The organism is Sphaerotilus microaerophilus (assembly GCF_023734135.1).
Taxonomy (GTDB): domain Bacteria; phylum Pseudomonadota; class Gammaproteobacteria; order Burkholderiales; family Burkholderiaceae_C; genus Sphaerotilus; species Sphaerotilus microaerophilus.
Map to the genome: position 1 here is coordinate 116,781 of NZ_AP025730.1, position 25,485 is coordinate 142,265.

Genomic DNA, 25,485 nt, shown 5'->3' on the forward strand with positions numbered 1-25,485 from the left:
GTGCCCTGCCGATAAAAGGCGGCACGAGGTCCCCCACCATGCCCCACGTCCTGCGCAACCCCCACGGTCAGATCGACAGCGTGCACCGCGAGCCGGTGCCCGGCGCCCAATGGCTGCCCCCCGACCACCCGGACCTGCAGCAGCTGCTGGGTGACAGCCCCGCCGAGGCGGGCTTCGCCAGCCTGGATGCCGGACTGATCCGCGTGCTGGAGGACCTGGTCGACGTGCTGGTGGCGCGCAACGTCATCAACATCACCGACCTGCCGGCTGAGGCGCAGCACAAGCTGTTCGCGCGCAAGAACTTCCGCGATCGCTTCCAACGCAATGCGCTGCAGCTGTTCGCCGCACCCGAGGACCTGCTGGCGGGCGCGCCCGCCCCCGCTGCTGGCGCTGGTGGGCCCGACCTCCAGTGGCTGGCTGCGGTGGCGGCCTCCGGACTGCTGGCTCCAGCCGCCGGGCAAGACCCTGCGCGGCCAGCGGGCGACGCGTCGGTGTAACCATCCGGCCCCGTGCCGCGTATGGGGTGACAGGTTGCTGCACTTCGGTGCACGCCATCCCGGCCACGATCGGCCGGACCGACCTGGAGACCCCCATGCCCCTGATTCGCCGCGCCCCGCAGGACACCGGTTTCAACCACCCGGTGCCCAGCGAGATCACCTCGCCCGCCCTCTATGCCCGCCGTCGCGAGTGGCTGCAGCGCGCCGGGGCCGGCAGTGCCGCGTTGGCGCTGCCCTGGCTGGCCGGCACTGCCCGGGCCCAGTCTGCCTCCCCCCCAGGCCGGCTGCCCGCCCTGCCGGCCCAGCGCAGCACGGTCGCCGGGGCGTTGGTGATGGAGCGGCCCACCGCCTACGACGACGTCACCGGCTACAACAACTTCTACGAATTCGGGCCGGACAAGGCCGCTCCCGCGCGCCACGCGGGTCGGCTGAAGACGCGCCCGTGGACGGTCGTGGTGGAAGGCGAGGTGCGCAAGCCGGGCACCTATGACCTCGATGCCCTGCTCAAGCTGGCGCCGATGGAAGAGCGCATCTACCGGCTGCGCTGCGTGGAGGGCTGGTCGATGGTGATCCCCTGGATCGGCTGGTCGCTGGCCCACCTGATCCGCCGCGTCGAGCCCACCGGCAACGCGAAGTACATCGAGTTCAGCACCCTGGCCGATCCGCAACAGATGCCGCAGGTATCAGGCCGCCTGCTGGAATGGCCCTACACGGACGGCCTGCGCCTGGACGAGGCGATGCACCCGCTCACGCTGCTGGCCTTCGGCCTGTACGGCGAGATCCTGCCGAACCAGAACGGCGCACCGCTGCGGCTGGTGGTGCCCTGGAAGTACGGTTTCAAGGGCCCGAAGTCGATCGTGCGCATCCGCTTCGTCGAGCGCCAACCGGTCAGCACCTGGATGCGCTCGTCACCGGGCGAGTACGGCTTCTACGCCAACGTCAACCCCAACGTCGACCACCCGCGCTGGAGCCAGGCCAGCGAGCGCCGCATCGGCGAGGACGGCCTGTTCACCCGCAAGCGGGCCACGCTGATGTTCAACGGCTACGAGGCCCAGGTCGGCTCGCTCTACGCAGGCATGGACCTGCAGCGCCATTTCTGAACGGGGATCCCATGACGGGAAGACCCCTGGCGCAGCGGCCCGCGGCGCTGGCGCTCAATCGTGCGGCAGCTCATCCACTCGCCAAGCCGCTGCTGTTCCTGCTCTGCCTCGGCCCGCTGGCCGGCTGGATCTGGGCCGGCAGCCAGGGTGGGCTGGGTGCCAATCCGGCCGAGACGCTGCTGCGCGGCACCGGCCTGTGGACGCTGCGCTTCCTCTGCCTCGTGCTGGCAGTCACGCCGCTGCGCGTCTGGGCCGGGCTGGTGGCCCTGGCACGCTGGCGGCGCCTGCTCGGGCTGGTGGCATTCTTCTACGCGCTGCTGCATTTCCTGGCCTACGCCTGGCTGGACATGGGGTTCGATCCCGCCGCCGTGGCCCGCGACCTGGGCAAGCGGCCCTTTGCGCTGGTCGGCTTCGTGGCCTTCGTCGGCCTGTTGCCGCTGGCCGCCACCTCGTGGAACGGCGCCATCCGCTGGCTGGGTGCGGCACGCTGGCGGGCGCTGCACAGGCTGGTCTATGGCATCGCGATGCTGGGCCTGCTGCACTTCGTGTGGATGCGCGCCTCGAAGAACCGCGCCAGCGAAGCGGCGGTGTACGCCCTCATCCTCGGGGTGCTGTTCGTGGCGCGCTGGCTGCACGCACACCGCACGAAGTCACGCCCGAGTGGTCGCCAGCCCACGTCCCCCCCGAAATGAGGAGAGTCACTCGTCGGTCGCCCACCTAGGATGGCTTCACAAGTACAAAACACAGGTGGGGGTCAGATGATCAGACAGGGCGATCGCGATGTTTCAGGGAGGAGCGCCTTCATGATGGACATGCGTTTGCGGCCGGAATGGCCGCAGCGCATGGCCCAGGCCCGGGCCACCGGGGACCTGGCGAGCCTGGCCGAGTTGTCCCTGCAGGCCGCGCGCGGTGCGCGTGAAGCCGATGACCCGCAGGAAGCCCGCTGGCACCTGCAACGCGCCGATCTGGCGCTCACACACAGCCACCCGGACGAGCAAGGCATCCGCCTGCTTGCCGACCTGGTGGAGGAATCCGTGGCCCTGGCCAGCCACTGGGCGGCGCTGGCCGAGCTGGGCGAGGCCCGCCGGCAGCGTGAGCTGACCCGCGATCGCTGCTTCGTCGCCATCCGCCACACCCTGTCCACCGGCACCGGTCCGGTGCGTGTGGCCGGCTTGCTGCGCCTGGCCGACCTGCTCGACGCATTGGGGGATGGCTGCGATGCCGACTCCTTGCGTGAACGTGCCTTTGCCGGGCTGTCGGCCCTGCCGCTGGGCGGCGGCTGACCAGCTCGGCGGCATTCCGGCGCCGCGCCGCGAGACAATGCGCGTCCCGCCACCGGCCCGAACCGGATGACCACCGCACCGCCTCACCCTGCCCCCGCACCGACCCCCGTCCGGCCCGCCGACGACAGCCTCCTGCGCCACAGCCTGCTCGAAGATGCCCAGGCCCTCGTCACCGGCACGTTGCTGATCGCCCTGGCGGTGGCGATGTACCGCCACGCGGGGCTGCTGTCGGGCGGCACCTCGGGGCTGGCCTTCCTGGGCCACTACGCCAGCGGTGCGCGCTTTGGCGTCTGGTTCTTCCTGCTCAACCTGCCGTTCTACTGGCTCGCCTGGCGGCGCATGGGCCGGGCCTTCACCTTCAAGACCTTCGCTGCGGTGGGCCTGTTGTCACTGGAGGTGGAGCTGCTGCCGCAGTGGATCGGGTTCGAACACCTCGCGCCGCTCTACGCCTCGGTGATGGGCGGCATGCTGATGGGCACCGGCTTCCTGATCCTGTTCCGCCACCGCGCCAGCCTGGGCGGCGTCGGCATCCTGGCGCTGGTGCTGCAGGAGGAGCGCGGCTGGCGTGCCGGCCATGTGCAGATGGCCGTCGACGCCGTGATCGTCACGGCCGCGCTGTTCATCGTGCCCTGGCCGCAGGTGCTCATCTCGATTGGCGGTGCCGTGGCGCTCAACATGGTGCTGGCGGTCAACCACCGCCCGGGGCGTTACGTGGCGCAGTGAGCGCGGCATGATGCGCGTCCGACTCCGTTCATGATCCAACCCATGACCGACTCCGCACCGCCCTCGCTTCCCGGCGCTCCGCTGCTGCGCCGCCTTGGCCGCGTCGCCTACGAACCCACCTACGCGGCGATGCGCAGTCTCACCGAGGCGCGCACCGCCGACACGCCCGACGAGCTGTGGCTGTGCGAGCACGACCCGGTGTTCACCCAGGGCCTGGCCGGCCGTGCCGAGCACGTGCTGCTGGCCGGCGACATCCCGGTGGTGCAGAGCAACCGCGGCGGCCAGGTGACTTACCACGGGCCGGGCCAGGTGGTGGCCTACCCGCTGATCGACCTGCAGCGCCTGGGCATCTACGTCAAGGAGCACGTCTACCGCATCGAGCAGGCGGTGCTGCGCACGCTCGACGGCTTCGGCGTCACCGGCCACCGCGTCACCGGCGCGCCGGGCATCTACGTGCGGCTGGACGACCCCTTCTCGCACGCCGCGCTGACCGGCCCGGCCGACCCGCGCGACCCCTTCCGCGGCCTGGGCAAGGTGGCGGCGCTGGGCGTCAAGATCACCCGCGGTTGCAGTTACCACGGCGTGGCGCTGAACGTGGCGATGGACCTGTCGCCCTACCAGCGCATCAACCCCTGCGGCTACGCCGGCCTCCAGACGGTCGACTTGGCTACACTGGGTGTTTCCGTCTCCTGGGACGAGGCTGCCGAGCGCCTGGGCCACCACCTGCTGGCGCTGTACAGCCGCTGAGCAGCCTCCAGGACCGTCGGCCCCGCATCGGCCGCCCCCTCCGTCCGGTCCGTTCGACCCGCCCGATCCGCCATGTCCGAATCCCCTGCCGTTCCAGCCACGCCGGCCTACGACCCCACCGCCAAGCAGAAGGCCGAGGCCAAGACCTCGCGCATCCCGATCAAGATCGTGCCGGCCGAGGTGCTGAAGAAGCCCGACTGGATCCGCGTCAAGGCGGGCAGCCCGACCACGCGCTTCTACGAGATCAAGCAGATCCTGCGCGAACACAAGCTGCACACGGTCTGCGAGGAGGCGAGCTGCCCGAACATCGGCGAGTGCTTCGGCCACGGCACCGCCACCTTCATGATCATGGGCGACAAGTGCACCCGCCGCTGCCCCTTCTGCGACGTGGGCCACGGCCGCCCGGATCCGCTGGACGTCAGTGAGCCGGCCAACCTGGCCAAGACCATCGCCGCGCTCAAGCTGAAGTACGTGGTGATCACCAGCGTGGACCGCGACGACCTGCGCGATGGCGGCGCCGGCCACTACGTCGACTGCATCCGCGAGACGCGTGCCGCCTCGCCCGCCACCCGCATCGAGGTGCTGGTGCCGGACTTCCGCGGCCGCCTCGAGAAGGCCCTGGCCATCCTGAAGGAAGCGCCGCCGGACGTGATGAACCACAACATGGAGACGGTGCCACGCCTGTACAAGGAGGCCCGTCCCGGCGCGGACTACGCCTTCAGCCTGAACCTGCTCAAGCGCTTCAAGGCAGAGGTGCCGGGCGTCCCGACCAAGAGCGGCCTGATGGTCGGCCTGGGCGAGACCGATGAGGAGATCCTCGATGTCATGCGCGACATGCGCGCGCACGACATCGACATGCTCACCATCGGCCAGTACCTCGCGCCCAGCGGGCACCACCTGCCGGTGCGCCGCTACGTGCACCCGGACACCTTCAAGATGTTCGAGCGCGAGGCCGCGGCCATGGGATTCACCCATGCCGCCGTCGGTGCGCTGGTGCGATCCAGCTACCACGCCGACCAGCAGGCCCACCAGGCGGGCGTGGCCGATGCGGTCTGAGCCGGGCGACCTGAACTGAAACTGCGCGTATCCTCGGTCGTCGCCCACCGGGCTCGAACCGTTGGCTCTGCTGCCACTTTCAGGAGTCCTGAGATGAACTTGCCCGCCCGCCCCGCCGCTGCGACTGCGACTGCCCTGCCCGAGGACGAGCGCCTGTTGGCGCAGGCGCGCCGCCGCTGCCTGCACGTGCTGGCCGGCACCTTCGGTGCCGGTTGCCTGCCTGCGGCCTGGGCCCTGGACCTGAGCGATGCCGATGCCACCAGCGGCCTGCGAGCTGCCCTGGAGCGCGGCGCGGCGGCGGCGGTCAGTCTGCTGGGCAAGGAGGATGGCTTCCTCGGCAATCCGGCGGTGCGCATCCCCCTGCCCGATGCGATGGCCAAGGCCGCCAAGTTCCTGCGCCGCCTCGGCCAGGGCAAGCGCGTCGATGAGCTGGAGACCTCGATGAACCGCGCCGCCGAAGCCGCCGTGCCGGAGGCCAAGCCGCTGCTGGTCGACGCGGTCAAGGCGATGAGCGTGCAGGACGCCAAGCAGATCCTCAAGGGCGGCGAGACCTCGGTGACCGACTTCTTCGCCGGCAAGACCCGCGAGCCGCTGGGCGTGAAATTCCTGCCCATCATCACCACCGCCACCGAGAAGGTCGGCATGGTGGCCAAGTACAACGCCGTTGCTTCCAAGGCCAGCGGGCTCGGGCTGGTCTCGGCCGAGAACGCCAACCTGCAGCAGTACGTCACCGGCAAGTCGCTCGACGGCCTCTACAAGATGATCGGCGAGGAAGAGAAGAAGATCCGCCACGACCCGGTCGCCACCGGCAGCGCGATCCTCAAGAGCGTGTTCGGGGCGCTGAAATGACGCCGGCCGGGGTGCGTCCGGCCCGCCATGAAGAAAGGGCCGCATTGCGGCCCTTGTCACGTCAGCGCAGCAAGGCTCACCGATAGCCGCTCTCGTTGGCGTTGTGGATGACCCAGATGAGGTTGCCGCCGGTGAAGTTGCCCAGCGAGCCCCCGGCGAAGATCAGCCGGCCCTGGCCCTTGTAGACCATTTCGAAGCGGTGCCGGTCGGCACCGAAATAGAACGGGATCCAGGCCTTACCGGTGATGTAGGCACCCGAGTCGGTCGGCTGGCCGGCGATGTCGGTCACCTGCTTCATGCTCATGCCGATCTGCAGCCGGGGGAATTTGCTGCCGGGCGCAGGCTTGCCGGTGATCTCGCCCTCCCATTCACCCAGACCCTTGACCTTCTGGCCGCTACCGGCTTCCACCTTGCTGGAGTCGACCACCTCGCCGCGCTCATTCATGCCGGCAGGGACCTTGGCCGTCGCGCCTGCCGCTGCGGTCGAGCCGCCATCGGACTTCGACGAACCCATCCCCATCGAGCCACAGCCCGTAGCCAGTACCGCCGCGGACAGCAGCACGCCCCAGGTGACGCTGCGCGCCGTCTTGTTGTCTTGCATCGTGGATCCTTCCTTGGTCGAACGCCCGGGCGGCACGATGCTCGCCCGCAGCAACAGCGATCCTCGCACAGCCCCTGAGCGACAGATGGTGCCCAAAGGGTCACCCGGCCACTGTTCGGCAGATTGCCGCGTTCCGCCGGCCCAGCACCGGGGCGCCGCGGTCAAACCGCCACAGTCGCCGGTTCAGGCCTTGACCAGCAGCTCCTCCAGCAGCGCATGCAGCTGCTGGAAGTCCGGCTCGCCGACGTAGCGCTTGACGATGCGGCCCTGCTTGTCGACCACGAAGGTGGTCGGCGTGATCTGCACCTGGCCGAACTGCTTGGCGATCTCGCCGCTGCGGTCGTGCGTCACCTGGAAGGGCAGCTGGCGCGACTGCACGTAGTTGGCCACGTAGGCCGGCACGTCGTAGTTCATCGCCACCGACAGGGTCTCGAAGCCGCGGCCCTGGAACTTTCGGTGCGTCTCGACCAGCGCTGGCATCTCCTTCATGCAGGTGGTGCAGCTGGTGGCCCAGAAGTTGACCAGCACGACCTTGCCCTTCAAGCCATCGGTGCTGCGCGTGCTGCCATCAAGCAGCGTGTAGGCCACCGTCGGCGCGGTCTCGCGCCCGCCCAGGGCGAAGAAGGCGGCGATGCCTCCCCCAGCAAGAACGATGGCGAGCAGGGCGATGCGGGCGAACTTCATGGGCGGATCTCGATGGACAGAAGGACCCTGTCAGTGTAGGTCAGCCACCAAGACACCACGGCCGACATCGCCGCAGGCTGGGCCTCGTCCGGACGCGGCTCCCGACCGGGTGTCCGTCAGTGGAGTGCAATGCCGTAGCATTCCGGTTTGGCTCCGTCGGCGCGCGCTGCGCCCGGACAACCCGAACCGCCCTGGGCTCGCGCCTGCCTGCCGGCGGCCTCACCGAGTGTTTTGCATGACCTCCGCCTCCACCGCTGCCGTCCTGGCCTCCGCCACCGCCACCTCTCCGGCCCCGCTGCCGGCGCCGCTCGTGCGCGGCTGGGAGGTCGTGATCGGCTTCGAGACCCACGCCCAGCTCTCGACCCATTCCAAGATCTTCTCCGGCGCCTCGACCGAGTTCGGCGCCGAGCCCAACACCCAGGCCTGCGCGGTGGACCTGGCGCTGCCGGGCACGCTGCCGGTGATCAACCGCGGCGCCGTGGAGCGGGCGATCCGCTTCGGCCTGGCGGTGGACGCGACGATCGCGCCGATGTCGATCTTTGCGCGCAAGAACTACTTCTACCCCGACCTGCCCAAGGGCTACCAGATCAGCCAGTATGAGATCCCGGTGGTGCAGGGCGGCGGGGTCGAGTTCTATGTCGACGGGGTCAAGCACCGCATCAACCTGACGCGTGCGCACCTGGAGGAGGACGCCGGCAAGTCGCTGCACGAGGACTTCCACGGCATGTCGGGCATCGACCTGAACCGTGCCGGCACGCCGCTGCTGGAGATCGTCACCGAGCCGGAGCTGCGCTCCAGCAAGCAGGCGGTGGAGTACGCCCGCGCGCTGCATACGCTGGTGGTGTGGCTGGGTATCTGCGACGGCAACATGCAGGAGGGCAGCTTCCGCTGCGACGCGAACGTCTCGGTGCGCCGCCCGGGCCAGCCCTTCGGCACCCGCCGCGAGATCAAGAACCTCAACAGCTTCCGCTTTCTGCAGCAGGCCATCGACTACGAGGTGAATTGGCAGATCGAGCAGATCGAGGACGGCCTGGCCATCCAGCAGGCCACTGTGCTGTTCGACCCGGACACCGGTGAGACCCGCATGATGCGCACCAAGGAAGACGCGCACGACTACCGCTACTTCCCCGACCCCGACCTGCCGCCACTGGTCATCGCCCCCGGCTGGGTCGCCGAGGTGAGGGCCGCGATGCCCGAACTGCCCGGCGCGCTGGCCGCACGCTTCCAGGCCGAGCACGGCCTGCCGGCCTATGACGCCACGATGATGACCGCCAGCCGTGCCACGGCGGCGTACTTCCAGGCGGCCACCGGCGCCTGCGGCCAGCCCAAGCTGGTGGCCAACTGGGTGATGGGCGAGATCAGCAAGCGCCTGAACGCCGAGGGCGGCGACATCGCCAGCGCCCCGGTGTCGCCGCCGACCCTGGCCGCGCTGATCGGCCGCATCCAGGACGGCACCATCTCCAACAACGCCGCGCGCCAGGTGTTCGACGCGCTGTGGTCCGGCGCCGGCACAGACGTCGATGCCGTCATCGAGGCCAAGGGCCTCAAGCAGATGAACGACAGCGGTGCGCTGGAGGCCATCCTTGACGAGGTGCTGGCCGCCAACGCCAAGTCGGTCGAGGAGTTCCGCGCCGGCAAGGAAAAGGCCTTCAACGCCCTGGTCGGCCAGGCCATGAAGGCGAGCAAGGGCAAGGCCAACCCGGCCCAGGTCAACGAACTGCTGAAGAAGAAGCTCGGCGCCGGCTGAGGCCCGTTCAGCGCGCGGCCGGGGCGGCCGGCCCCTGCGGCACAGGCGTGGCCGACGAGGCATTCATCGCCGCGCCGGCCGGTTGCCCGCTCCAGAGCCCGCGCAGGTGCGCCAGCTCCTCGTCGTAACGGGCGTTGATGCGCACAAGCTCGGCCTCGTTGTTGGCGCCCACCGTGCGCTGCGCCTCAGTGGTAGCGCGGTTCGCATCGATGCGGGCCTTGAGCGGGCGCGGCAGCTCTCGGCCGGCATAGAACTCGGCCTCATCCGCCAGCGTCCGGCGTTCACGCTCCAGCTCCTTGAGCCGCTTCTCGTTGGCCAGTGCGGCCTGCTTGAGAGGTAGCAGCGCCGCCTCGCGGGCACGCTGATGCGCCGCGGTGTCCTGGTAGCGGGCCAGCAGGTTGCGGTCGCGGCGCAGGCGGTCCTTGCGGGCCAGCTCGTCGGCCTCGGCTCGCCGGCGCTGCTCCTCGCGGGCCGCGCGCTCCTCGGCGGTGTAGCTGGGCGGCAAGGTGGCTCGCACCGAGCCGTCGCTGTTGCGCACCGCCTGCTCACGGTCGAGGCACTCGGGAATCGGCCGGTCGGAGGTGTGGCGACGGCCCTTGCCGTCGACGCAGGAGTAGATGCCTGACGCGTTGGGCGCGCTGCCAGGCACCTGCGACAACGCCGCCACGGGCTGCATCGCGCAGCACACGCCGAGGGCGGCCAGCAGGGCCCGTGCGGGCCGGGCTGTGCAGGCCGTCACATGCCCACCCCGTAGCGGTCACGGTAGGCCTGCACGGCCGCCAGGTGCTCGCCCAAGCCGGCATCGCCCTGGCGGTGCAGGTACTGCAGCAGGTCGGCCAGGGTGGCGATGGCCACCACCGGCAGGCCCAGCTGCTGCTGGACGAACTGCACCGCCGAGTGCGGCGCGTCGACCCCGTTCTCGCTGGCCTTCTCCTGCCGGTCCAGCGCGATGGTCACGCCACAGGGCGTGGCACCGGCGGCACGGATCATCGCGATCGACTCGCGCACCGAGGTGCCAGCCGAGATCACGTCGTCGATGATCAGCACACGGCCCTTCACGGGGGCGCCCACCAGCGTGCCGCCCTCGCCGTGGTCCTTGGCCTCCTTGCGGTTGTAGGCGTAGGGCACGTTGTGGCCCAGCCGCGCCAGCTCGACCGACACCGCTGCCGCCAGTGTGATGCCCTTGTAGGCCGGGCCGAACAGCAAGTCGAATGGCAGCCCGGAGGCCACCAGCCGGCGCGCGTAGAACTCGGCCAGACGGCCCAGCTTGGCGCCGTCGTCGAACAGGCCGGCGTTGAAGAAGTAGGGCGACAACCGCCCGGCCTTGGTCTTGAACTCACCGAAGCGCAGCACGCCCGCCTGCACCGCGAAGGCCACGAAGTCCTGCGCCAGGTCGTCGGAGGGAGGCGAGGCAGACAGAGTGGGAGCGGCGGGCTGGTTCATGCAGGGGACTCGTGAGCGGAGGCAACCGGGATTCGTCGGGAGTAGGCGGGAGAGGCGAGTACAGCAGGTGACAAGCAACTCGGCAGCCCGGGGCTCGTCGGCTGGAATGCAGGCACCGCTGGGCTCGCCTAGTAAAGGGGTAAAGGCGGGACCAAGAATTGTAGGGGGGGGTACCCCTCCACGGCCGGGCGGCCAACCTGCAAAAATTGGCAACGCCCTGCGGACAAACCGTGAACAGCGTGCGAACTGCGCGGGTCAGGTGGGCTGCGCGACAATCATGGACTGCTCCCGCCGTGCGTCACTGCCCGGGCCACCCAGAGGATTTGCCATGCCCGCCTACCGTTCCAAGACCTCCACCGCCGGCCGCAACATGGCCGGCGCCCGCTCGCTGTGGCGCGCCACCGGCATGACCGATGCCGACTTCAGCAAGCCGATCATCGCGATTGCCAACTCCTTCACCCAGTTCGTGCCCGGCCACGTGCACCTGAAGGACCTGGGCCAGCTGGTCGCCCGCGAGATCGAGGCCGCCGGCGGCGTCGCCAAGGAGTTCAACACCATCGCGGTGGACGACGGCATCGCGATGGGCCACGACGGCATGCTGTACTCGCTGCCCAGCCGCGACCTGATCGCCGACTCGGTCGAGTTCATGGTCAACGCCCACTGCGCCGACGCGCTGGTGTGCATCTCCAACTGCGACAAGATCACCCCCGGGATGCTGATGGCCGCCATGCGCCTGAACATCCCCGTCGTCTTCGTCTCCGGCGGCCCGATGGAAGCCGGCAAGGTGCGCCTGGCCGTGCCGGGCACCCAGACCGTGCAGATCAGGAAGCTCGATCTGGTCGACGCCATGGTGATGGCCGTGGACGACAAGGTCAGCGATGCCGACCTGGCCGAAGTCGAACGCTCGGCCTGCCCGACCTGCGGCTCCTGCTCGGGCATGTTCACCGCCAACTCGATGAACTGCCTGACCGAGGCGTTGGGCCTGTCCCTGCCCGGCAACGGCACCGTGGTGGCCACCCACGCCGACCGCGAGGCGCTGTTCAAGCGCGCCGGCCGCTTGGCGGTCGAGTTGTGCCAGCGCTACTACGAGGGCAACGACGACTCGGTACTGCCGCGCAGCATCGGCTTCAAGGCCTTCGAGAACGCGATGACGCTGGACATCGCCATGGGCGGTTCGACCAACACCATCCTGCACCTGCTGGCCATCGCCCAGGAAGCCGGCATCGACTTCACGATGGCCGACATCGACCGCCTCTCACGCAGCGTGCCGCAGCTGTGCAAGGTCGCGCCCAACACCAACAAGTACCACATCGAGGACGTGCACCGCGCCGGCGGCATCATGGCCATCCTGGGTGAGCTGGACCGCGCCGGCAAGCTGCACACCGATGTGCCGACCATCCACGCCCCGACGATGAAGGCCGCGCTGGATCAGTGGGACATCGCCCGCGACCCCTCCGAGGCGGTGCAGACCTTCTACATGGCCGGCCCGGCCGGCATCCCCACCCAGGTCGCCTTCAGCCAGGCCACCCGCTGGCCCAGCCTGGACAGCGACCGCGCGGAGGGCTGCATCCGCTCGGCCGACCATGCCTTCTCGCAGGAGGGCGGCCTGGCGGTGCTGCGCGGCAACATCGCCATCGACGGCTGCGTGGTCAAGACCGCCGGTGTGGACGAATCCATCCTGGTGTTCGAAGGCTCGGCCTTCGTGACCGAATCGCAGGACGAAGCCGTGGCCGAGATCCTGGCCGACAAGGTCAAGCCCGGCGACGTGGTCATCGTGCGCTACGAAGGCCCCAAGGGCGGCCCGGGCATGCAGGAAATGCTCTACCCGACCAGCTACATCAAGAGCAAGGGCCTGGGCAAGGCCTGCGCCCTGCTGACCGACGGCCGCTTCTCCGGCGGCACCTCGGGCCTGTCGATCGGCCACTGCTCGCCCGAAGCGGCCGCTGGCGGCACCATCGGCCTGGTGAAGAACGGCGACCGCATCCGCATCGACATCCCCAACCGCTCGATCGACGTGCTGGTCAGCGATGAAGAACTGGCCCGCCGTCGCGCCGAGCAGGACGCCAAGGGCTGGAAGCCCGCGCAAGCACGCCCGCGCAAGGTCAGCGCCGCGCTGAAAGCCTACGCCCTGCTGGCCACCTCGGCCGACAAGGGTGCGGTGCGGGATCTGTCGAAGCTGGAAGACTGATCCGTCCGCCACCGGTTTGTGCAGCGGCCGCCTGCGGGCGGCCGTTTTCACGCTGGCGTCCCACCTTGCGGTCTTGACGGCGGCAGGTTCCGGGCGCATATCCCGGACTGGAGGTGTGCGTCATGGTTTCCGTCCGCCCTGCTGCCGTGGCCGGCAGCTTCTACCCCGCCTCGCCGGCCGTGCTGGCCGGGCAGGTCCAGGCCTGCCTGGCCGAGGTGCCGCCCGTCGCAGTGGAGCCGCCCCGGCCCAAGCTGCTGGTCGTGCCGCACGCCGGTTATGTCTACTCCGGGCCGATCGCCGCGCGCGCCTACGCCCGGCTGCGGCCCTGGGCGGCGCAGATCCGCCGCGTCGTGCTGCTCGGGCCGGTGCACCGGGTGCCGGTGCGGGGGCTGGCGGTGCCGACGGTGGAGGCCTTCGACACGCCGCTGGGCCGGGTGCCGGTCGACCAGGCGGCGCTGGCGCAACTGGCCGATCTGCCGCAGGTGCTGCGCAGCGACCGGGCCCACGCGATGGAGCATTCGCTGGAGGTGCAACTGCCCTTCCTGCAGACGGTGCTGGCGCCGGGCTGGACGCTGCTGCCGCTGGCGGTAGGCGACGCCACGCCCGGCGAAGTGAGCGCGGTGATCGAGCGCCTGTGGGGCGGCGACGAGACGCTGATCCTGCTCAGCAGCGACCTGTCGCACTTCCTGCCCTATGCCGAGGCCCAGGCGCGCGACGAGCGCACGGCCATGCGCATCGCCGAGCTCGCCACCGACCTGAACCCGCACGATGCCTGCGGCGCGCGCGTGCTCAACGGCGCGCTGCTCGCGGCACGCCACCACGGCCTGCGGGCCGAGCGGCTGGACCTGCGCAACTCGGGCGACACGGCTGGCGACCGTAGTCGCGTGGTCGGCTATGCGGCACTGGCCTTCGCGCCGGGCTCGGACCCGTCGACCACCGACATGGAAACCACCACCGACACAACCGACACCATGACCACCGCAGACGACCTCGGCGCCGCCCTGCTCGGCCGCGCCCGCAATGCCATTCGCGCCGAGCTGGGTCTGCCAACCGAGATCGAGCCGCCCCACCCGGCGCTGAGCCAGCCCGGCGCCACCTTCGTGACCCTGCATGACGCGCGGGGTGCGCTGCGCGGCTGCATCGGCAGCCTGCGGGCCTGGCGGACGCTGGAAGAGGACGTGCGTCGCAATGCGGAGGGCGCGGCCTTCCGCGACCCACGCTTCCGCCCGCTCAGCCGCGCCGAATGGCAGGCCGGCCTGCAGGTGGAGGTGTCGCTGCTGGATGCGCCCCAGCCGCTGCCGCGCGTGGGCAGCGAGGCCGAGGCGCTGGCGCTCTTGAAGCCGGGCGTCGACGGCCTGATCTTCCAGTGGCAAGGCCACCGCGCCACCTTCCTGCCCCAAGTCTGGGAGCAACTGCCCGAGCCGGCCGCCTTCCTGGCGGCGCTCAAGCGCAAGGCGGGGCTGGCGGCGGATTTCTGGGCCGATGACATTGAGCTGTCGCGTTACGGGGTGCGCAGCTATGAGTGAACCCCTCGACTCCGTGACGCCGGCGCGCTGGTGGCACCGGCTCGACGACGGCCGCATCCAGTGCGACCTCTGCCCGCGCGACTGCCGGCTGCACGAGGGCCAGCGCGGCCTGTGCTTCGTGCGCGCCCGCCAGGGCGACGCGATGGTGCTGACCACCTACGGGCGCAGCTCGGGCTTCTGCATCGACCCGATCGAGAAGAAGCCGCTGAACCACTTCTACCCCGGCAGCCGGGTGTTCAGCTTCGGCACCGCCGGCTGCAACCTGGCCTGCAAGTTCTGCCAGAACTGGGACATCTCGAAGAGCCGCGAGATGGACCGGCTGATGGACCAGGCCTCGCCGCGGCGCATCGCCGAGGTGGCCGCCGAGACGGGCTGCCGCAGCGTGGCCTTCACCTACAACGACCCGGTGATCTTTGCCGAGTACGCCATGGACGCGGCCGACGCCTGCCACGAGCGCGGCCTCCAGACCGTGGCGGTCACGGCCGGCTACCTGCACGAGGCGCCGCGGCGCGAGTTCTACGCCAAGATGGACGCCGCCAACGTCGACCTCAAGGGCTTCACCGACGCCTTCTACTTCCAGCACACCGGCGCGCACCTGCAGCCGGTGCTGGACGGGCTGGTGCATGTGCGCCACGACACCGCCTGCTGGCTGGAGCTGACCACGCTGCTGATCCCGGGCGCCAACGACAGCAGCGCCGAACTGGAGGCCATGACCCGCTGGGTGCATGACGAACTCGGCCCCGACGTGCCGCTGCACTTCACCGCGTTCCACCCCGACTACCGGATGACGGACGTGCCGGCCACGCCGCCCGCGACGTTGCAGCGGGCCCGCCGCATCGCGCTGGACCAGGGCCTGCGGCACGTCTACACCGGCAACGTGCATGACCTGGCGGGCGGCACCACGGCCTGCCCGGGCTGCCACGCACCGCTGATCGAGCGCGACTGGCACGAGGTGCGCGCCTATCGGCTCGACGCCCAAGGCGCCTGCCCGCACTGCGGCACGGCCCTTGCCGGACGTTTCGGCGCCGGACCGGAGGTGGACCCGATCGGCCGGCGGCGCATCCCGGTGCGCATCCAGCCGCGCTGAGCGGCCGTCACCGCAGCGCCACAGGCTCTGCGCCGCTGCTGGCGTGACCGATCACACGCCAGCCCCTCGCGCTCGGGCCAGGCGCTGCAGCCAGCCGACCTGGCTGCCGACACTCAGGGCTTTCACCCTGCGGATCGGCCCCTGCGGCTGGCCGCTCCAGCCTGCGAGCAACCGACCATGAAGCGACTCCCCCTGTCTCCCCGCACCCTTGGCGTGGCCACCCTGATCGCCCTCGGCAGCACCCTGGGCGGCGGCGCCCAGGCTGGCGAGGTCTACGGCAACCTCGGCTTTCCCGGCGTCGGCCTGGGCTACGCCCACCCGATCAACAGCAGCTTCACCGTGCGGGGCGACTGGATGACGCTCGGCACGCACCGAAAGACGCGGACCGAGGAGGGCATCCTCTACAACGGTGAGCTCAAGGCCAACCGCTTCGGCCTCTTCGCCGACTGGTTCCCCTTTGACGGCACGTTCCGCCTCACCGGTGGCGTGGCCGCCAACAACTACCAGCTCACGCTGGATGCCAGCGGCGCCGGTGGCACCCTGGAAATCGGCGACAAGACGTATGCGACGACGGCCGCAGACGGCATCAACGTGCAGATCAAGTACCCCAAGACCGCGCCCTACCTGGGCATCGGCTGGGGCCACCAGGCCAGCAGCGGCTTCCGCTTCGCCGTCGACATCGGCACGATCTTCGCCAAGGCCACCGTCACCGGCACGCTGCGCGGCCAGCTTGCCAACGAGGCCGACGCCCAGGCCAACCTCGACAAGGAACTGGCCGAGCTGCGCGACGGCGTGGCCAAGGCCAAGTACATCCCGCAGATCACCTTCTCGATCGGCTACAGCTTCTGACCTGACTTGCGCTTGGCGCGCGGGTGGGTGGCGTCGTAGATCTTCGCCAGGTGCTGGAAGTCCAGCCGCGTGTAGACCTGGGTGCTGCTGATCTGGGCGTGGCCCAGCAGCTCCTGCACCGCCCGCAGGTCGCCGCTGGACTGCAGCAGGTGGGACGCAAAGCTGTGCCGCAGCATGTGCGGGTGCACCGCCTGCGGCAGCCCTGCGGCGCGGGCACGCTGCGCCAGGCGGCGACGCAGCTGGCCATCGGTCAGCCGCGTGCCGCGCCGGCTGACGAACAGCGCCGGTTCCTCGACGTGGGCCAGCTCGCCTCGCACCGCCAGCCAGGCCTGCACCGCCCGCACGGCCACCTGGCCGACCGGCACGATGCGGCGCTTGCTGCCCTTGCCCAGCACCTGGGCATCGCCTGCCGCCAGGTCCAGCCAGCCGCGCGCCGCCGCGCTGGCCTGCACGTCCAGCCCCAGCAGCTCGGCCACACGCAGCCCGCAGCCATAGAGCAGTTCGACGATGGCGTGGTCGCGCGCATCGAGCACCGGGTCGCTGTCGTCATCGTGCACCTCGGCCAGCGCCACCGCCTGGTCGACCGGCAGCGCCTTGGGCAGCGGGCGGGCCGCCTTGGGCGGGCGCAGGCCGTCGACCGGGTTGGCCAGGATGCGCCCTTCGCGCCCCAGCCAGCGGTACAGCCCACGCCAGGCCGCCAGGTGGATGGCGATGCTGCGTGGCCCCAGCCCCTGGCCGTGCAGCTGCGCCGCCCAGCGGCGCACGTGGTGGGCACGCACCTCGGTCAGAACGACGGATTGGGCGACGGCAAAGGCTTCGAGCCGCACCAGCGCGTCGTGGTACATCGCCAGCGTGCGCTCGGCCAGGCGGCGCTGCAGCCGCAGGTGATCGAGGAAGGCCTGCGCGTCCCCGCCCAACGGGGTGGCTGCCAGCGCAGCCGGCGCGGGAGGCGGCTCAGGAGCGGGCTCCGGAGCCACCCGGGGCGGGGCCTGCGTACTCACCGCAGCGACCCCTGGTGGCTCAATCTGCCGACGGCAGCAGGCGCGAGGCGGCAGCGCTGGCCAGCTCGCCCACCCGGGTGAGGAACTCGGTGCCCATGTCCACGGCGTAGCGCGTCGGGTCGGGCGAGCCCAGCACCAGCAGGCCGAAGGCCGGCGCTGCAGCGCTGCGGCGCAGCGGGATCAGCGCCAGCGAGGCGGTGGTCTGCGGCGACTCCAGCCACTGCACCGCCTCGAAGGTGGCGTTGGCGCCGCAATAGGGCTGCGTCAGGCTGGAGGCAAAGGCGCGTACATCCTCGCTCACCGCAGCCGCGGCCGGCAGCCCGGCGTAGACCGGTGCCACGTCCCATAGCCGGATGGCGGCCTGGGGGATGAGGAACTGCTCCTGCAGGTCCAGCACCAGCAGGTCGGGCAGGTCGGCCGCATCCTCCACCAGCATCAGCGAGCAGGTCCACTGGTGCAGCCGGTCGGCCAGCGCGGCGTTCTCCTGGCCGTGCCGGATCATGTCCATGATGCGCCGCTCCAGCCCGCGGATGCGCTCGCGCAGCATCTCCATCTGGCGCTGCTGCAGCGAGACCGCGCGCTGGCCGTGCGGATTGGCCAGCTCGACGCTGGCCAGCAGCTGCGCGTGGCGCTCGAAAAAACCCGGCGTGTTGGCCAGGTAGTTGGCGATCTCGTCTTCGGTGATGCCCTGGATGACGCTCATGACACTGCTGCCTTGCTCACCGCCGCGGGCCTGCGAGGGCCGACGCGGCAGGAATGGGAAATAAGTAACAAGCGCGAGGGTACGCCCTCGGCGTGAAAGTCAGGCGCTGAAAAGGCAGGCTCTGGCCACCGAGTGTGAGCGAGGATGAACAAACCGCCGCCAGCGTCGGCACGGCGCACCCCGGCTCGCCACCCACCTCAGGCCCCCGCGACAGGAGCGAGGCAGGCCTCGGGCAGCTCGATCTCACCCTCGAACACCGGCTCGGCCGGCCCTGTCATCCACACCGGCTGGCCCGGGCCGGGCCAGGTGATGGTGAGCAGGCCGCCGCGGGTGTGCACGTCCACCGTCTCGTCGAGCCAGCCCAGGCGGATGCCCGCCACCACCGCGGCGCAGGCGCCCGTGCCGCAGGCCAGCGTCTCGCCGGCGTCGCGTTCGTAGACGCGCAGGCGCACCTCACGGCGCGAGACCACCTGCAGGAAGCCGGCGTTGACCCGGCGCGCAAAGCGCGCGTGGCCCTCGACCAGGGGGCCGATCTCGGCCACCGGCGCGCTGTCCACGTCCTCGACGCGCTGCACCGCATGCGGGTTGCCCATCGACACCGCGGCGATCTCCACGCGCGGCCAGCTCGCCCCCGGCAGCTCCAGCGGCCAGAGCTCGAAGCCGTTGACGAGCCGCGGCGTCAGCCCACTGGGGTCGAAGGGCAGGCGCGCCGGCTCGAACACCGGCTGGTTCATGTCGACGGTGACGCGGCCATCGTCCTGCAGCGTCAACGCCAGGCGGTTGTTGATGGTCTCGACCTGCACCGTGCGCTGCGTCGTCAGGCCCCGATCGTGCACGAAGCGCACGAAGCAGCGCGCGCCGTTGCCGCACTGCTCCACCTCCGCACCGCTGGCGCCATTGAAGATGCGGTAGCGGAAGTCGATGCCCGGCGTGGTGGCGCGCTCGACCACCAGGATCTGGTCCGCGCCGACACCAAAGCGCCGGTCGCCCAGCAGGCGGTAGGCCGCCGGCCCCAGGGGCAGCGGCGCGGCGGTGGCGTCGAGCACGACGAAGTCGTTGCCCGCCCCTTGCATCTTGGTGAATCGCAGGCGCATGGCGGGATTATCCGCGGGTGGGCCGACGCCGGATCAGCCATCCGAGCCGTCGCTGGGCAGCGGGCGGTCGATCACGCTGAACACCGCGCTGGCACGCAGGATGGGGCGCTCACCCGCCACCAGCAGGCACTCGCCAAAGGCCAGCTGGCGGCCGGTCTTGCGCACCGTGACCTGCGCCTGCAGCCAGTCGCCGAGACGCGCAGCGCCGAGGAAATCGCTGCTCAGGCTGGTGGTGACGATGGCGCGGCTGGGGTCGCGGCGCTGCTGGGCGCGGCCCAGATTGACGCCGATGGCGCTGTCCGCAAAGGTCAGCAGCATGCCGCCATGCGGAATGCCGAGGATGTTGGCGTGCTGCTCCTTCAGGCGCAGCCCGAGCGTGAGCGTGCCGTCGCCGACTTCCTGCCAGTAGACCGGACCGAGGGCACCGAAATAGGGCCCGGCGTGGCCGGTGAACAGCGTGAAGCCGGCCGGCGGCTGGCAGGAAGGCAGAGCGGCGGGAGCGGTCATGGGCGATCGGACAGCAGAGGGAGAGGGTGGGGCAGGGGGTCGGCCGGGAGCTGGCCGGGAATCAACGGGGCCTCCAGTGTCAGTGAAAACCCGCGTTCTTGCCGGCGTGGGGCGGTCGTGCAGGCCGGCAGGGGCATGTTCCACTCGGGAGATACCCCGCGGCTGTCACCCTGGCGCTAGCCGGCCGCCGCCGGCACGGCCAGACTGCGCGCCAATCCGCCCGCGTGCCGATGCCTGCGCCTGCACTTGCGATGACGCATGCGCTTGCGCCGACACGGGCGACCCCCTTCGAGGAGCAGAGGATGAGCGACGAGCTGCAGAACGCCTTCAGCGGCACCAAGCCGGTGACCCCCCAGCATGCTTTCGACCAGCAGCGCCTGGTCGATTGGCTGCGCCCGCGCATGCCGGGCCTGGACGGCGAGGTCAGCATCGAGCAGTTCAAGGGCGGCCAGTCCAACCCGACCTACCTGCTGACGGCGCGCTCCTCGGCCGGCGAGCGCCGCTTCGTGATGCGCCGCAAGCCGCCCGGCCAGCTGCTGCCCTCGGCACACGCGGTGGACCGCGAGTTCCGCGTCATCAGCGCGCTGGCCCAGACCGATGTGCCGGTCGCCAAGGCCCATGTGCTCTGCCAGGACCCCGAGGTCATCGGCACCGACTTCTACGTGATGGACCACGTCGACGGCCGCATCTTCTGGGACTCCACCCTGCCGGGCATGACGCCCCCCGAGCGTGGTGCGATCTACGACGAGATGAACCGCGTGATGGCCGCGCTGCACCGGGTCGACCCGGTGGCCATCGGCCTGGGCGACTACGGCCGGCCGGGCAACTACGTGGCCCGCCAGATCGAGCGCTGGACCAAGCAGTACCGGGCCGCCGAGACCGAGCCGATCCCGGCCGCGGACGCGCTGATCGACTGGCTGCCCCGCCACATCCCGCCCGAGGGCGCGAGCCGCATCGTGCACGGCGACTACCGGCTGGACAACGTGATCTTCCACCCCACCGAGCCACGCATCCTCGCGGTGCTGGACTGGGAGCTGTCCACGCTGGGCGACCCGCTGGTGGACTTTGCCTACCACTGCCTGAGCTGGCACATGTCGCCGCTGACCGGGCGCGGCCTGATCGGTCAGGACCTGGCCGCACTCGGCATCCCGACCGAGGCCGAGTACCGCGCTCGCTACCTGGAGCGCACCGGCCGCAGCAGCCCCGTGCCGCAGGCGGACTGGATCGTCTACCTCGTCTTCAACATGTTCCGGCTGGTGGGCATCCTGCAGGGCATCGCCAAGCGCGCGCAGCAGGGCAACGCCTCCAACGCCCGGGCGCTGGAAACCGGCCGGCGCACCCGCCCGCTGGCCGAGCAGGCCTGGGCGCTGGCGCAGACGCTGGGTTGAGCCGGGCCGCCGGGGCGAAGCAAGACCGGCGCCGCCTTAGCATCGGCCATCGCGAACCTGCGATTCGTTCGATCGCGTGGTCGGGCCAATGAGACGCCCGGGCTGCGCCGTGCCGAAGGAGCCCCGATGCCGCGTTTTGCCGCCAACCTCACGCTGATGTACCCCGAGCACGCCTTCCTGGACCGCTTTGCGGCGGCGGCGGCGGATGGCTTCACGGCGGTGGAGTACCTCTTCCCCTACGAGTGGCCGGTGGCAGAACTGGCTGACCGCCTGCGAACGCACGGGCTGGTGCAGCAGCTGTTCAACGCCCCGCCCGGCGACTGGGCCGCTGGCGACCGCGGGCTGGCCTGCCTGCCGCAGCGGCGCGAGGAGTTCCGCCGCGGCCTGGTCGAGCAGGCGCTGCCCTGCGCGCGCGCCCTGGGCTGTCGCCGCCTGCACCTGATGGCCGGCGTCGCGCCCGCCGACATCGCACGCGACACGCTGCGCGCCACCTACCTGGACAACCTGGCCTGGGCCGCCCAGGCCGCCGCGGCCGACGGCGTGGAGCTGCTGATCGAGCCGATCAACCCGCGCGACATGCCGGGCTACTTCCTGAACCGCCAGGACGAGGCGCACGCCATCGTGCAGGAAGTCGGCGCGGCCAACCTGAAGGTGCAGATGGACCTGTACCACTGCCAGATCGTCGAGGGCGATGTGGCCACCAAGCTGCGCCAGTACCTGCCCAGCGGCCGGGTTGGCCACCTGCAGATCGCCGGGGTGCCGGAGCGTCACGAGCCAGACACCGGCGAGCTGAACTACCCCTACCTCTTCGATCTGATCGACGCGCTGGGCTGGACGCAGCCGATCGGCTGCGAGTACCGCCCCCGTGCGGGCACCTCGGCCGGACTGGGCTGGCTGCGCCGCGCCCGGTAGCATCGTCGCCTGCCGGTGTGGCGCCCACGCCAGGCGCCTCAAGCCCTCCCTCCAACCACCCGACCCGCCGCCCATGCGCCCTGCCCCGACCCGCCTTGCAGCCCCCCGCGCGCCCCTGGCCGCCGTTCTGATGACGCTCCTGGCACTGGCCGTCGTGCCGCCGGTGGCCCAGGCCCAGGCCACCGCCGCAGCCACGCCGGCCTCCGCGGCCGCATCGGCACCCGCCGACGGGGTGCGCCCCGAGCTCTTCCCCGTGCTGGCCGGCGCCCAGGACCTGCTCCGGCAGCAGCAGTTCAGCGCCGCCCTGGCCAAGCTCAAGGAGGCCGATGTGCTGGGGGCCAAGTCGCCCTACGAGGCCTTCGTGACCGAGCGGCTGCGCCTGGCCGCGGCCTCCGGCGCCGGCGACGGTGCCGCGGCCGAACGGGCCCACGACGCCCTGATCGCAGGCGGGCGCCTGCCGGCCGCCGACCGGGCCGGGCTGGTGCAGGCCGTGCTGTCGGCCTACTACCGGGCGCAGGACCACCAGCGCTCGATCGATTGGGCCCGGCGGCTGCGCCAGGAGCCCAGCGCCACGCCCGCCCAGCAGTCGCTGGCGCAGCAATGGCTGGCTCAGTCGCTGTACCTGCTCAAGGACTACGCCGGCGCGGCACGCGAGATGCAGGCCGAGCTGAAGGCCGGCGAGGCCGCAGGCCAGGCGCCCGGCGAGGAGCGCCTGCGCCTGCTCGCCAGCGCCCAGGCCCAGCTCAAGGACATGGCGGCCTACCAGGCCACCCTGGAGCGCCTGGTGACGCTGTACCCGAAGAAGACCTACTGGGCGGACCTGGTCGGGCGGGTGGCCTCGCGCGAGGGCTTTGCCGACCGCCTGGTGCTGGACGCCCTGCGGCTCAAGGCCGTGGTCTGCGGCGGCCTGGACGAGACCTCCGACGTGATGACCCTGGCCGAGATGGCGCAGCAGGGCGGCCAGTCGATCGAGGCACGGCGCTGGATCCAGCAGGCCTACGCCAGCGGCCAGTTCGGCAACGGCCCCCAGGCCGCGGCCCAGGCCAAGCTGCGCGACGCCGTCCAGCGCAGCGCCGCCGACGACGAGGCCGCGCTCAAGGGCAAGGGCCCGGCGGTGAAGGAAGCGCTCGCGCAGGCCAGCTGGGGCCAGAGCTACATCGCCGCCGGCCAGACCGAGCGCGGCCTGGCGATGATGGAAGAGGCGCTCGCCAAGGGCAGTCTCAAGCGGCCCGACGAGATCCGCCTGCGCCTGGGTGCCGCCTACGCCCAGGCCGGCCAGGCCGACAAGGCCGTGCGTACCCTGCAGGCGGTGCAGGGCAGCGACGGCAGCGCCGACCTGGCCCGGCTGTGGCTGCTGCACCTGAAGCAGCCGGTCGCGGCGCGCTGAGGGCAGGGCCGGCCGCGGGGGGGCACTCAGTACAGCGACGGCTCGCCCGCAGGGCGGGTCTTGAAGCGCTTGTGCACCCAGAGGTACTGGCTGGGGTTGCGCAGGATCTCGCCCTCGATCCAGCGATTCATGCGCGCGGCGTCGGCCTCGGCGTCCATGCTGGGGAAGTCGGGCCAGGGGTCGAGGAAGCGGATGCGCCAGCCCTGGCCACCGGGCAGCATCTCGCCCACCACCGGCTGCACCACCATGTCGAGCAGCCGGGCCATGCGCGAGGGCGCCAGCAGCGTGGCCGCCGGCACGCCGAAAAAGGGCACGAAGGCCGCGTCCTTCGCGCCAAAGTCCATGTCCGGCAGGTTGAAGAAGGCGTCGCCGCGCTTGATGGCGCGGATCAGCGGCTTGGCGCTGTCCTGCCGGGGAAAGATCTCGGCATTGCCGAAGCGCAGCCGGCCGGCGCGCATCGCCGCGTCGAACACCGGGTTGCTCTGCGCCTGGTAGATCGAGCCGGCGCGGCGGTTCTGGTTGAGCAGGATGCCCACGCCCGCCACGTCCAGCGCCAGGAAGTGCGGCGCCAGCCACATCACCGGGCGCTCGCTGCGCTCGGCCAGCTTCACATCGCCTTCGACGTGGATGAGCCGCTCCAGGCGCTCGCGCGGCGCCCACCAGAGCAGGCCGCGCTCCAGGAAGCTGCGCCCCAGCCAGCCGAAGTGCGCCCGTGCAATGGCCTCGCGCTCGGCCGGGCTGCGCCCGGGCAGGCAGAGCGCCAGGTTGCGCAGCGCCACCCGGCGGCGCGAACTGCCCAGCCGCCACAGCAGCGCACCCAGCCCATGGCCAAGCCGGTCGAGCCAGCTCAGCGGCAGCCAGTGCAGCAGCCACAGCAGGCCCAGCACCGCACGGGAGGCCGCCGCGGTGGCCGCAGCCCTGGCGCGTTGGCGCCACGGCGCCTTGGAAGTGTCCCCGCTCATGGATGGCGTTTTTGTCTCTGTTTTGGTTCGAAGGAAGGACCAGCGCTCAGTCTGCCCCATCGGCCGGCACCTCGGCCTGGGGACGCGGCTGCTTGTAGCGGTGGTAGCCCCAGAGGTACTGGTCCGGGCGGGCCAGGATGAGGCCTTCCATCGCCCGGTTCACCACCGCCGCGGCCCGCCGGGCCACCTCTTCGGCATCCTGCCCCCCGGCGGGATCGGCCGGGGTGCCGGGCATCGGCTCGGCCGGCACCGAGACGCGGATCACGTAGCCGCGCCCACCCGGCAGCCGCTCGGCGGCAAAGAGCAGCCAGGCCGCGCCGGTCTGCTGCACCAGGCGCGAGGCCAGCGTCATCGTGTAGGCCTCGCGGCCGAAGAAGGGCGCCCACACCCCCATGCCCTGCGGCGGCACCTGGTCGGGCAGCAGGCCCACCGTGCCGCCCTTGCGCAGGGCGCGGATCATCTGCCGCACCCCCGTCAGGTTGGCAGGGGCCGTGAGCAGCCCGGGCCGGTTGCGCGACTGCGCCACCAGCTCGCGCAGCGCCGGCTGGCGCGAGGGCCGGTACAGCGCGGTGATCGGGCTCATAGCCCCCCAGCGCTCGGCATAGGCCTGCGCAATCACCTCGAAGCAGCCCAGGTGCGGCGTGAGCATCAGCAGCCCGCGGCCCTCGGCCAGCGCGGCCTCGACGTGCTCGGCCCCGTCCCAGCGCACCCAACCGCCCAGCGGCTGGTCGTGCGGGCGGCACCACAGCCAAGGCAGTTCGGCCACCATGCGCCCCGCCGAGGCCACGGCGCCGCGCGCACGGGCCCAGTCCAGCCCGGCCTGGGCCACGTTGGCGCGCAGGCGCTGGCGGTAGGGGGGCGAACCCCAGAAGGCCAGCCAGCCCAACAAAGTGCCCACACGGTGCAAAAGTGCCAGCGGAAGGCGTGCCGCCAGTCTGAAAAGGGTCGGGATCACAGGTCTAGAATTCCGGACATCGCCGAGTTAAGGAACAACTTGCGGGGCGACGGGCCAGCGATCCACGGGTCACCGGCACGCATCCACCCTCCCGGGAGGATGAACGAAATACCGCTAAAGCGTTCGCCGCTGTCTCCGAACCGAACCCCGAAGACCCAGGCGAACCGCCGAAGTCCTTGTGTTCAACCTCAGGAGT

The 25,485-nt window shown here is 70.9% G+C and carries 26 protein-coding genes; 16 read left to right on the top strand and 10 right to left on the bottom strand.

The features are described from left to right. Window positions 1-38 precede the first annotated feature (38 nt). The 8 genes from NGK70_RS00525 to NGK70_RS00560 all read left to right on the top strand — a co-directional run bounded on the left by NGK70_RS00525 (window position 39) and on the right by NGK70_RS00560 (window position 6,255). On the top strand, window positions 39-497 hold the full coding sequence (locus NGK70_RS00525) for a hypothetical protein (protein WP_251971450.1): 459 nt from the start codon (window positions 39-41) through the stop codon (window positions 495-497). Between the two features lie 95 nt (window positions 498-592). Further along, window positions 593-1,597, top strand: coding sequence for a protein-methionine-sulfoxide reductase catalytic subunit MsrP (gene msrP, locus NGK70_RS00530; RefSeq protein ID WP_251971451.1), 1,005 nt, complete (start codon window positions 593-595; stop codon window positions 1,595-1,597). Between the two features lie 11 nt (window positions 1,598-1,608). Next, the gene (locus tag NGK70_RS00535) at window positions 1,609-2,289 is read left to right on the top strand and encodes a protein-methionine-sulfoxide reductase heme-binding subunit MsrQ (protein WP_251971452.1); all 681 of its coding nucleotides are present in this window, start codon (window positions 1,609-1,611) and stop codon (window positions 2,287-2,289) included. A 111-nt stretch (window positions 2,290-2,400) separates the two neighbouring features. Continuing rightward, complete coding sequence (locus tag NGK70_RS00540) at window positions 2,401-2,880, top strand: hypothetical protein (protein WP_251971453.1); 480 nt, start codon at window positions 2,401-2,403, stop codon at window positions 2,878-2,880. Window positions 2,881-2,946: 66 nt separating this feature from the next. After that, window positions 2,947-3,603, top strand: coding sequence for a YitT family protein (locus NGK70_RS00545; protein WP_251971454.1), 657 nt, complete (start codon window positions 2,947-2,949; stop codon window positions 3,601-3,603). Window positions 3,604-3,645: 42 nt separating this feature from the next. Further along, window positions 3,646-4,350, top strand: coding sequence for a lipoyl(octanoyl) transferase LipB (gene lipB / locus NGK70_RS00550; RefSeq protein WP_251971455.1), 705 nt, complete (start codon window positions 3,646-3,648; stop codon window positions 4,348-4,350). Window positions 4,351-4,422: 72 nt separating this feature from the next. Then, entirely contained in the window at window positions 4,423-5,406 is a 984-nt protein-coding gene (gene lipA / locus NGK70_RS00555; protein ID WP_251971456.1) for a lipoyl synthase, read from the top strand. A 93-nt stretch (window positions 5,407-5,499) separates the two neighbouring features. Beyond that, complete coding sequence (locus NGK70_RS00560; RefSeq protein ID WP_251971457.1) at window positions 5,500-6,255, top strand: DUF4197 domain-containing protein; 756 nt, start codon at window positions 5,500-5,502, stop codon at window positions 6,253-6,255. A 76-nt stretch (window positions 6,256-6,331) separates the two neighbouring features. Here the strand turns inward: NGK70_RS00560 and NGK70_RS00565 are convergent, their stop codons facing one another. Next, window positions 6,332-6,856, bottom strand: coding sequence for a hypothetical protein (locus tag NGK70_RS00565; RefSeq protein WP_251971458.1), 525 nt, complete (start codon window positions 6,854-6,856; stop codon window positions 6,332-6,334). Window positions 6,857-7,039: 183 nt separating this feature from the next. Beyond that, entirely contained in the window at window positions 7,040-7,540 is a 501-nt protein-coding gene (locus NGK70_RS00570; protein ID WP_251971459.1) for a TlpA disulfide reductase family protein, read from the bottom strand. Between the two features lie 235 nt (window positions 7,541-7,775). Between NGK70_RS00570 and gatB the strand changes: the two genes are divergently transcribed. Next, entirely contained in the window at window positions 7,776-9,287 is a 1,512-nt protein-coding gene (gatB, locus tag NGK70_RS00575) for an Asp-tRNA(Asn)/Glu-tRNA(Gln) amidotransferase subunit GatB (protein ID WP_428985559.1), read from the top strand. Window positions 9,288-9,294: 7 nt separating this feature from the next. On the opposite strand, the gene NGK70_RS00580 is transcribed toward gatB, so the two are convergent. Both NGK70_RS00580 and pyrE read right to left on the bottom strand, forming a co-directional pair. Further along, window positions 9,295-10,026 (bottom strand): DUF4124 domain-containing protein, encoded by a 732-nt coding sequence (locus NGK70_RS00580; RefSeq protein ID WP_251971460.1) that lies wholly within the window; start codon window positions 10,024-10,026, stop codon window positions 9,295-9,297. Next, window positions 10,023-10,730 (bottom strand): orotate phosphoribosyltransferase, encoded by a 708-nt coding sequence (gene pyrE / locus NGK70_RS00585; protein ID WP_251971461.1) that lies wholly within the window; start codon window positions 10,728-10,730, stop codon window positions 10,023-10,025. Before pyrE ends, NGK70_RS00580 begins: the two co-directional genes overlap by 4 nt. A gap of 328 nt (window positions 10,731-11,058) precedes the next feature. On the opposite strand from pyrE, the gene ilvD reads away from it, so the two are divergent. The 4 genes from ilvD to NGK70_RS00605 all read left to right on the top strand — a co-directional run bounded on the left by ilvD (window position 11,059) and on the right by NGK70_RS00605 (window position 16,380). Continuing rightward, entirely contained in the window at window positions 11,059-12,918 is a 1,860-nt protein-coding gene (gene ilvD, locus NGK70_RS00590; protein WP_251971462.1) for a dihydroxy-acid dehydratase, read from the top strand. Between the two features lie 122 nt (window positions 12,919-13,040). After that, window positions 13,041-14,444, top strand: coding sequence for an AmmeMemoRadiSam system protein B (gene amrB / locus NGK70_RS00595; protein WP_251971463.1), 1,404 nt, complete (start codon window positions 13,041-13,043; stop codon window positions 14,442-14,444). Next, entirely contained in the window at window positions 14,437-15,531 is a 1,095-nt protein-coding gene (amrS, locus tag NGK70_RS00600; protein ID WP_251971464.1) for an AmmeMemoRadiSam system radical SAM enzyme, read from the top strand. Before amrB ends, amrS begins: the two co-directional genes overlap by 8 nt. A gap of 177 nt (window positions 15,532-15,708) precedes the next feature. Further along, window positions 15,709-16,380, top strand: coding sequence for a hypothetical protein (locus NGK70_RS00605; protein ID WP_251971465.1), 672 nt, complete (start codon window positions 15,709-15,711; stop codon window positions 16,378-16,380). Here NGK70_RS00605 and NGK70_RS00610 read toward each other — a convergent pair. The 4 genes from NGK70_RS00610 to NGK70_RS00625 form a co-directional block, all read right to left on the bottom strand. Beyond that, entirely contained in the window at window positions 16,368-17,312 is a 945-nt protein-coding gene (locus NGK70_RS00610) for a tyrosine recombinase XerC (protein WP_251973635.1), read from the bottom strand. The genes NGK70_RS00605 and NGK70_RS00610 overlap by 13 nt on opposite strands. Window positions 17,313-17,400: 88 nt before the next feature. Next, entirely contained in the window at window positions 17,401-18,084 is a 684-nt protein-coding gene (locus tag NGK70_RS00615) for a DUF484 family protein (RefSeq protein ID WP_251971466.1), read from the bottom strand. A gap of 197 nt (window positions 18,085-18,281) precedes the next feature. Continuing rightward, window positions 18,282-19,178, bottom strand: coding sequence for a diaminopimelate epimerase (gene dapF, locus NGK70_RS00620; RefSeq protein ID WP_251971467.1), 897 nt, complete (start codon window positions 19,176-19,178; stop codon window positions 18,282-18,284). Window positions 19,179-19,211: 33 nt separating this feature from the next. Then, complete coding sequence (locus NGK70_RS00625; RefSeq protein ID WP_251971468.1) at window positions 19,212-19,685, bottom strand: PaaI family thioesterase; 474 nt, start codon at window positions 19,683-19,685, stop codon at window positions 19,212-19,214. Window positions 19,686-19,987: 302 nt separating this feature from the next. Between NGK70_RS00625 and NGK70_RS00630 the strand changes: the two genes are divergently transcribed. The 3 genes from NGK70_RS00630 to NGK70_RS00640 all read left to right on the top strand — a co-directional run bounded on the left by NGK70_RS00630 (window position 19,988) and on the right by NGK70_RS00640 (window position 23,372). After that, window positions 19,988-21,073 carry a phosphotransferase gene (locus NGK70_RS00630; protein WP_251971469.1) on the top strand — a complete coding sequence of 362 codons (1,086 nt, stop codon included), beginning with the start codon at window positions 19,988-19,990 and terminating at the stop codon, window positions 21,071-21,073. A 126-nt stretch (window positions 21,074-21,199) separates the two neighbouring features. Beyond that, entirely contained in the window at window positions 21,200-21,985 is a 786-nt protein-coding gene (gene otnI, locus NGK70_RS00635; RefSeq protein ID WP_251971470.1) for a 2-oxo-tetronate isomerase, read from the top strand. Window positions 21,986-22,058: 73 nt separating this feature from the next. Next, a complete protein-coding gene (locus NGK70_RS00640; protein ID WP_251971471.1) occupies window positions 22,059-23,372 on the top strand; it encodes a tol-pal system YbgF family protein in 1,314 nt (437 codons plus the stop codon). A gap of 26 nt (window positions 23,373-23,398) precedes the next feature. On the opposite strand, the gene NGK70_RS00645 is transcribed toward NGK70_RS00640, so the two are convergent. Together NGK70_RS00645 and NGK70_RS00650 are read right to left on the bottom strand one after the other, a co-directional pair. Further along, entirely contained in the window at window positions 23,399-24,334 is a 936-nt protein-coding gene (locus NGK70_RS00645) for an LpxL/LpxP family acyltransferase (RefSeq protein WP_251971472.1), read from the bottom strand. A 46-nt stretch (window positions 24,335-24,380) separates the two neighbouring features. Further along, window positions 24,381-25,286, bottom strand: a complete 906-nt coding sequence (locus NGK70_RS00650; protein WP_251973636.1) for a lysophospholipid acyltransferase family protein — start codon at window positions 25,284-25,286, stop codon at window positions 24,381-24,383. Between the last annotated feature and the right edge of the window lie 199 nt (window positions 25,287-25,485).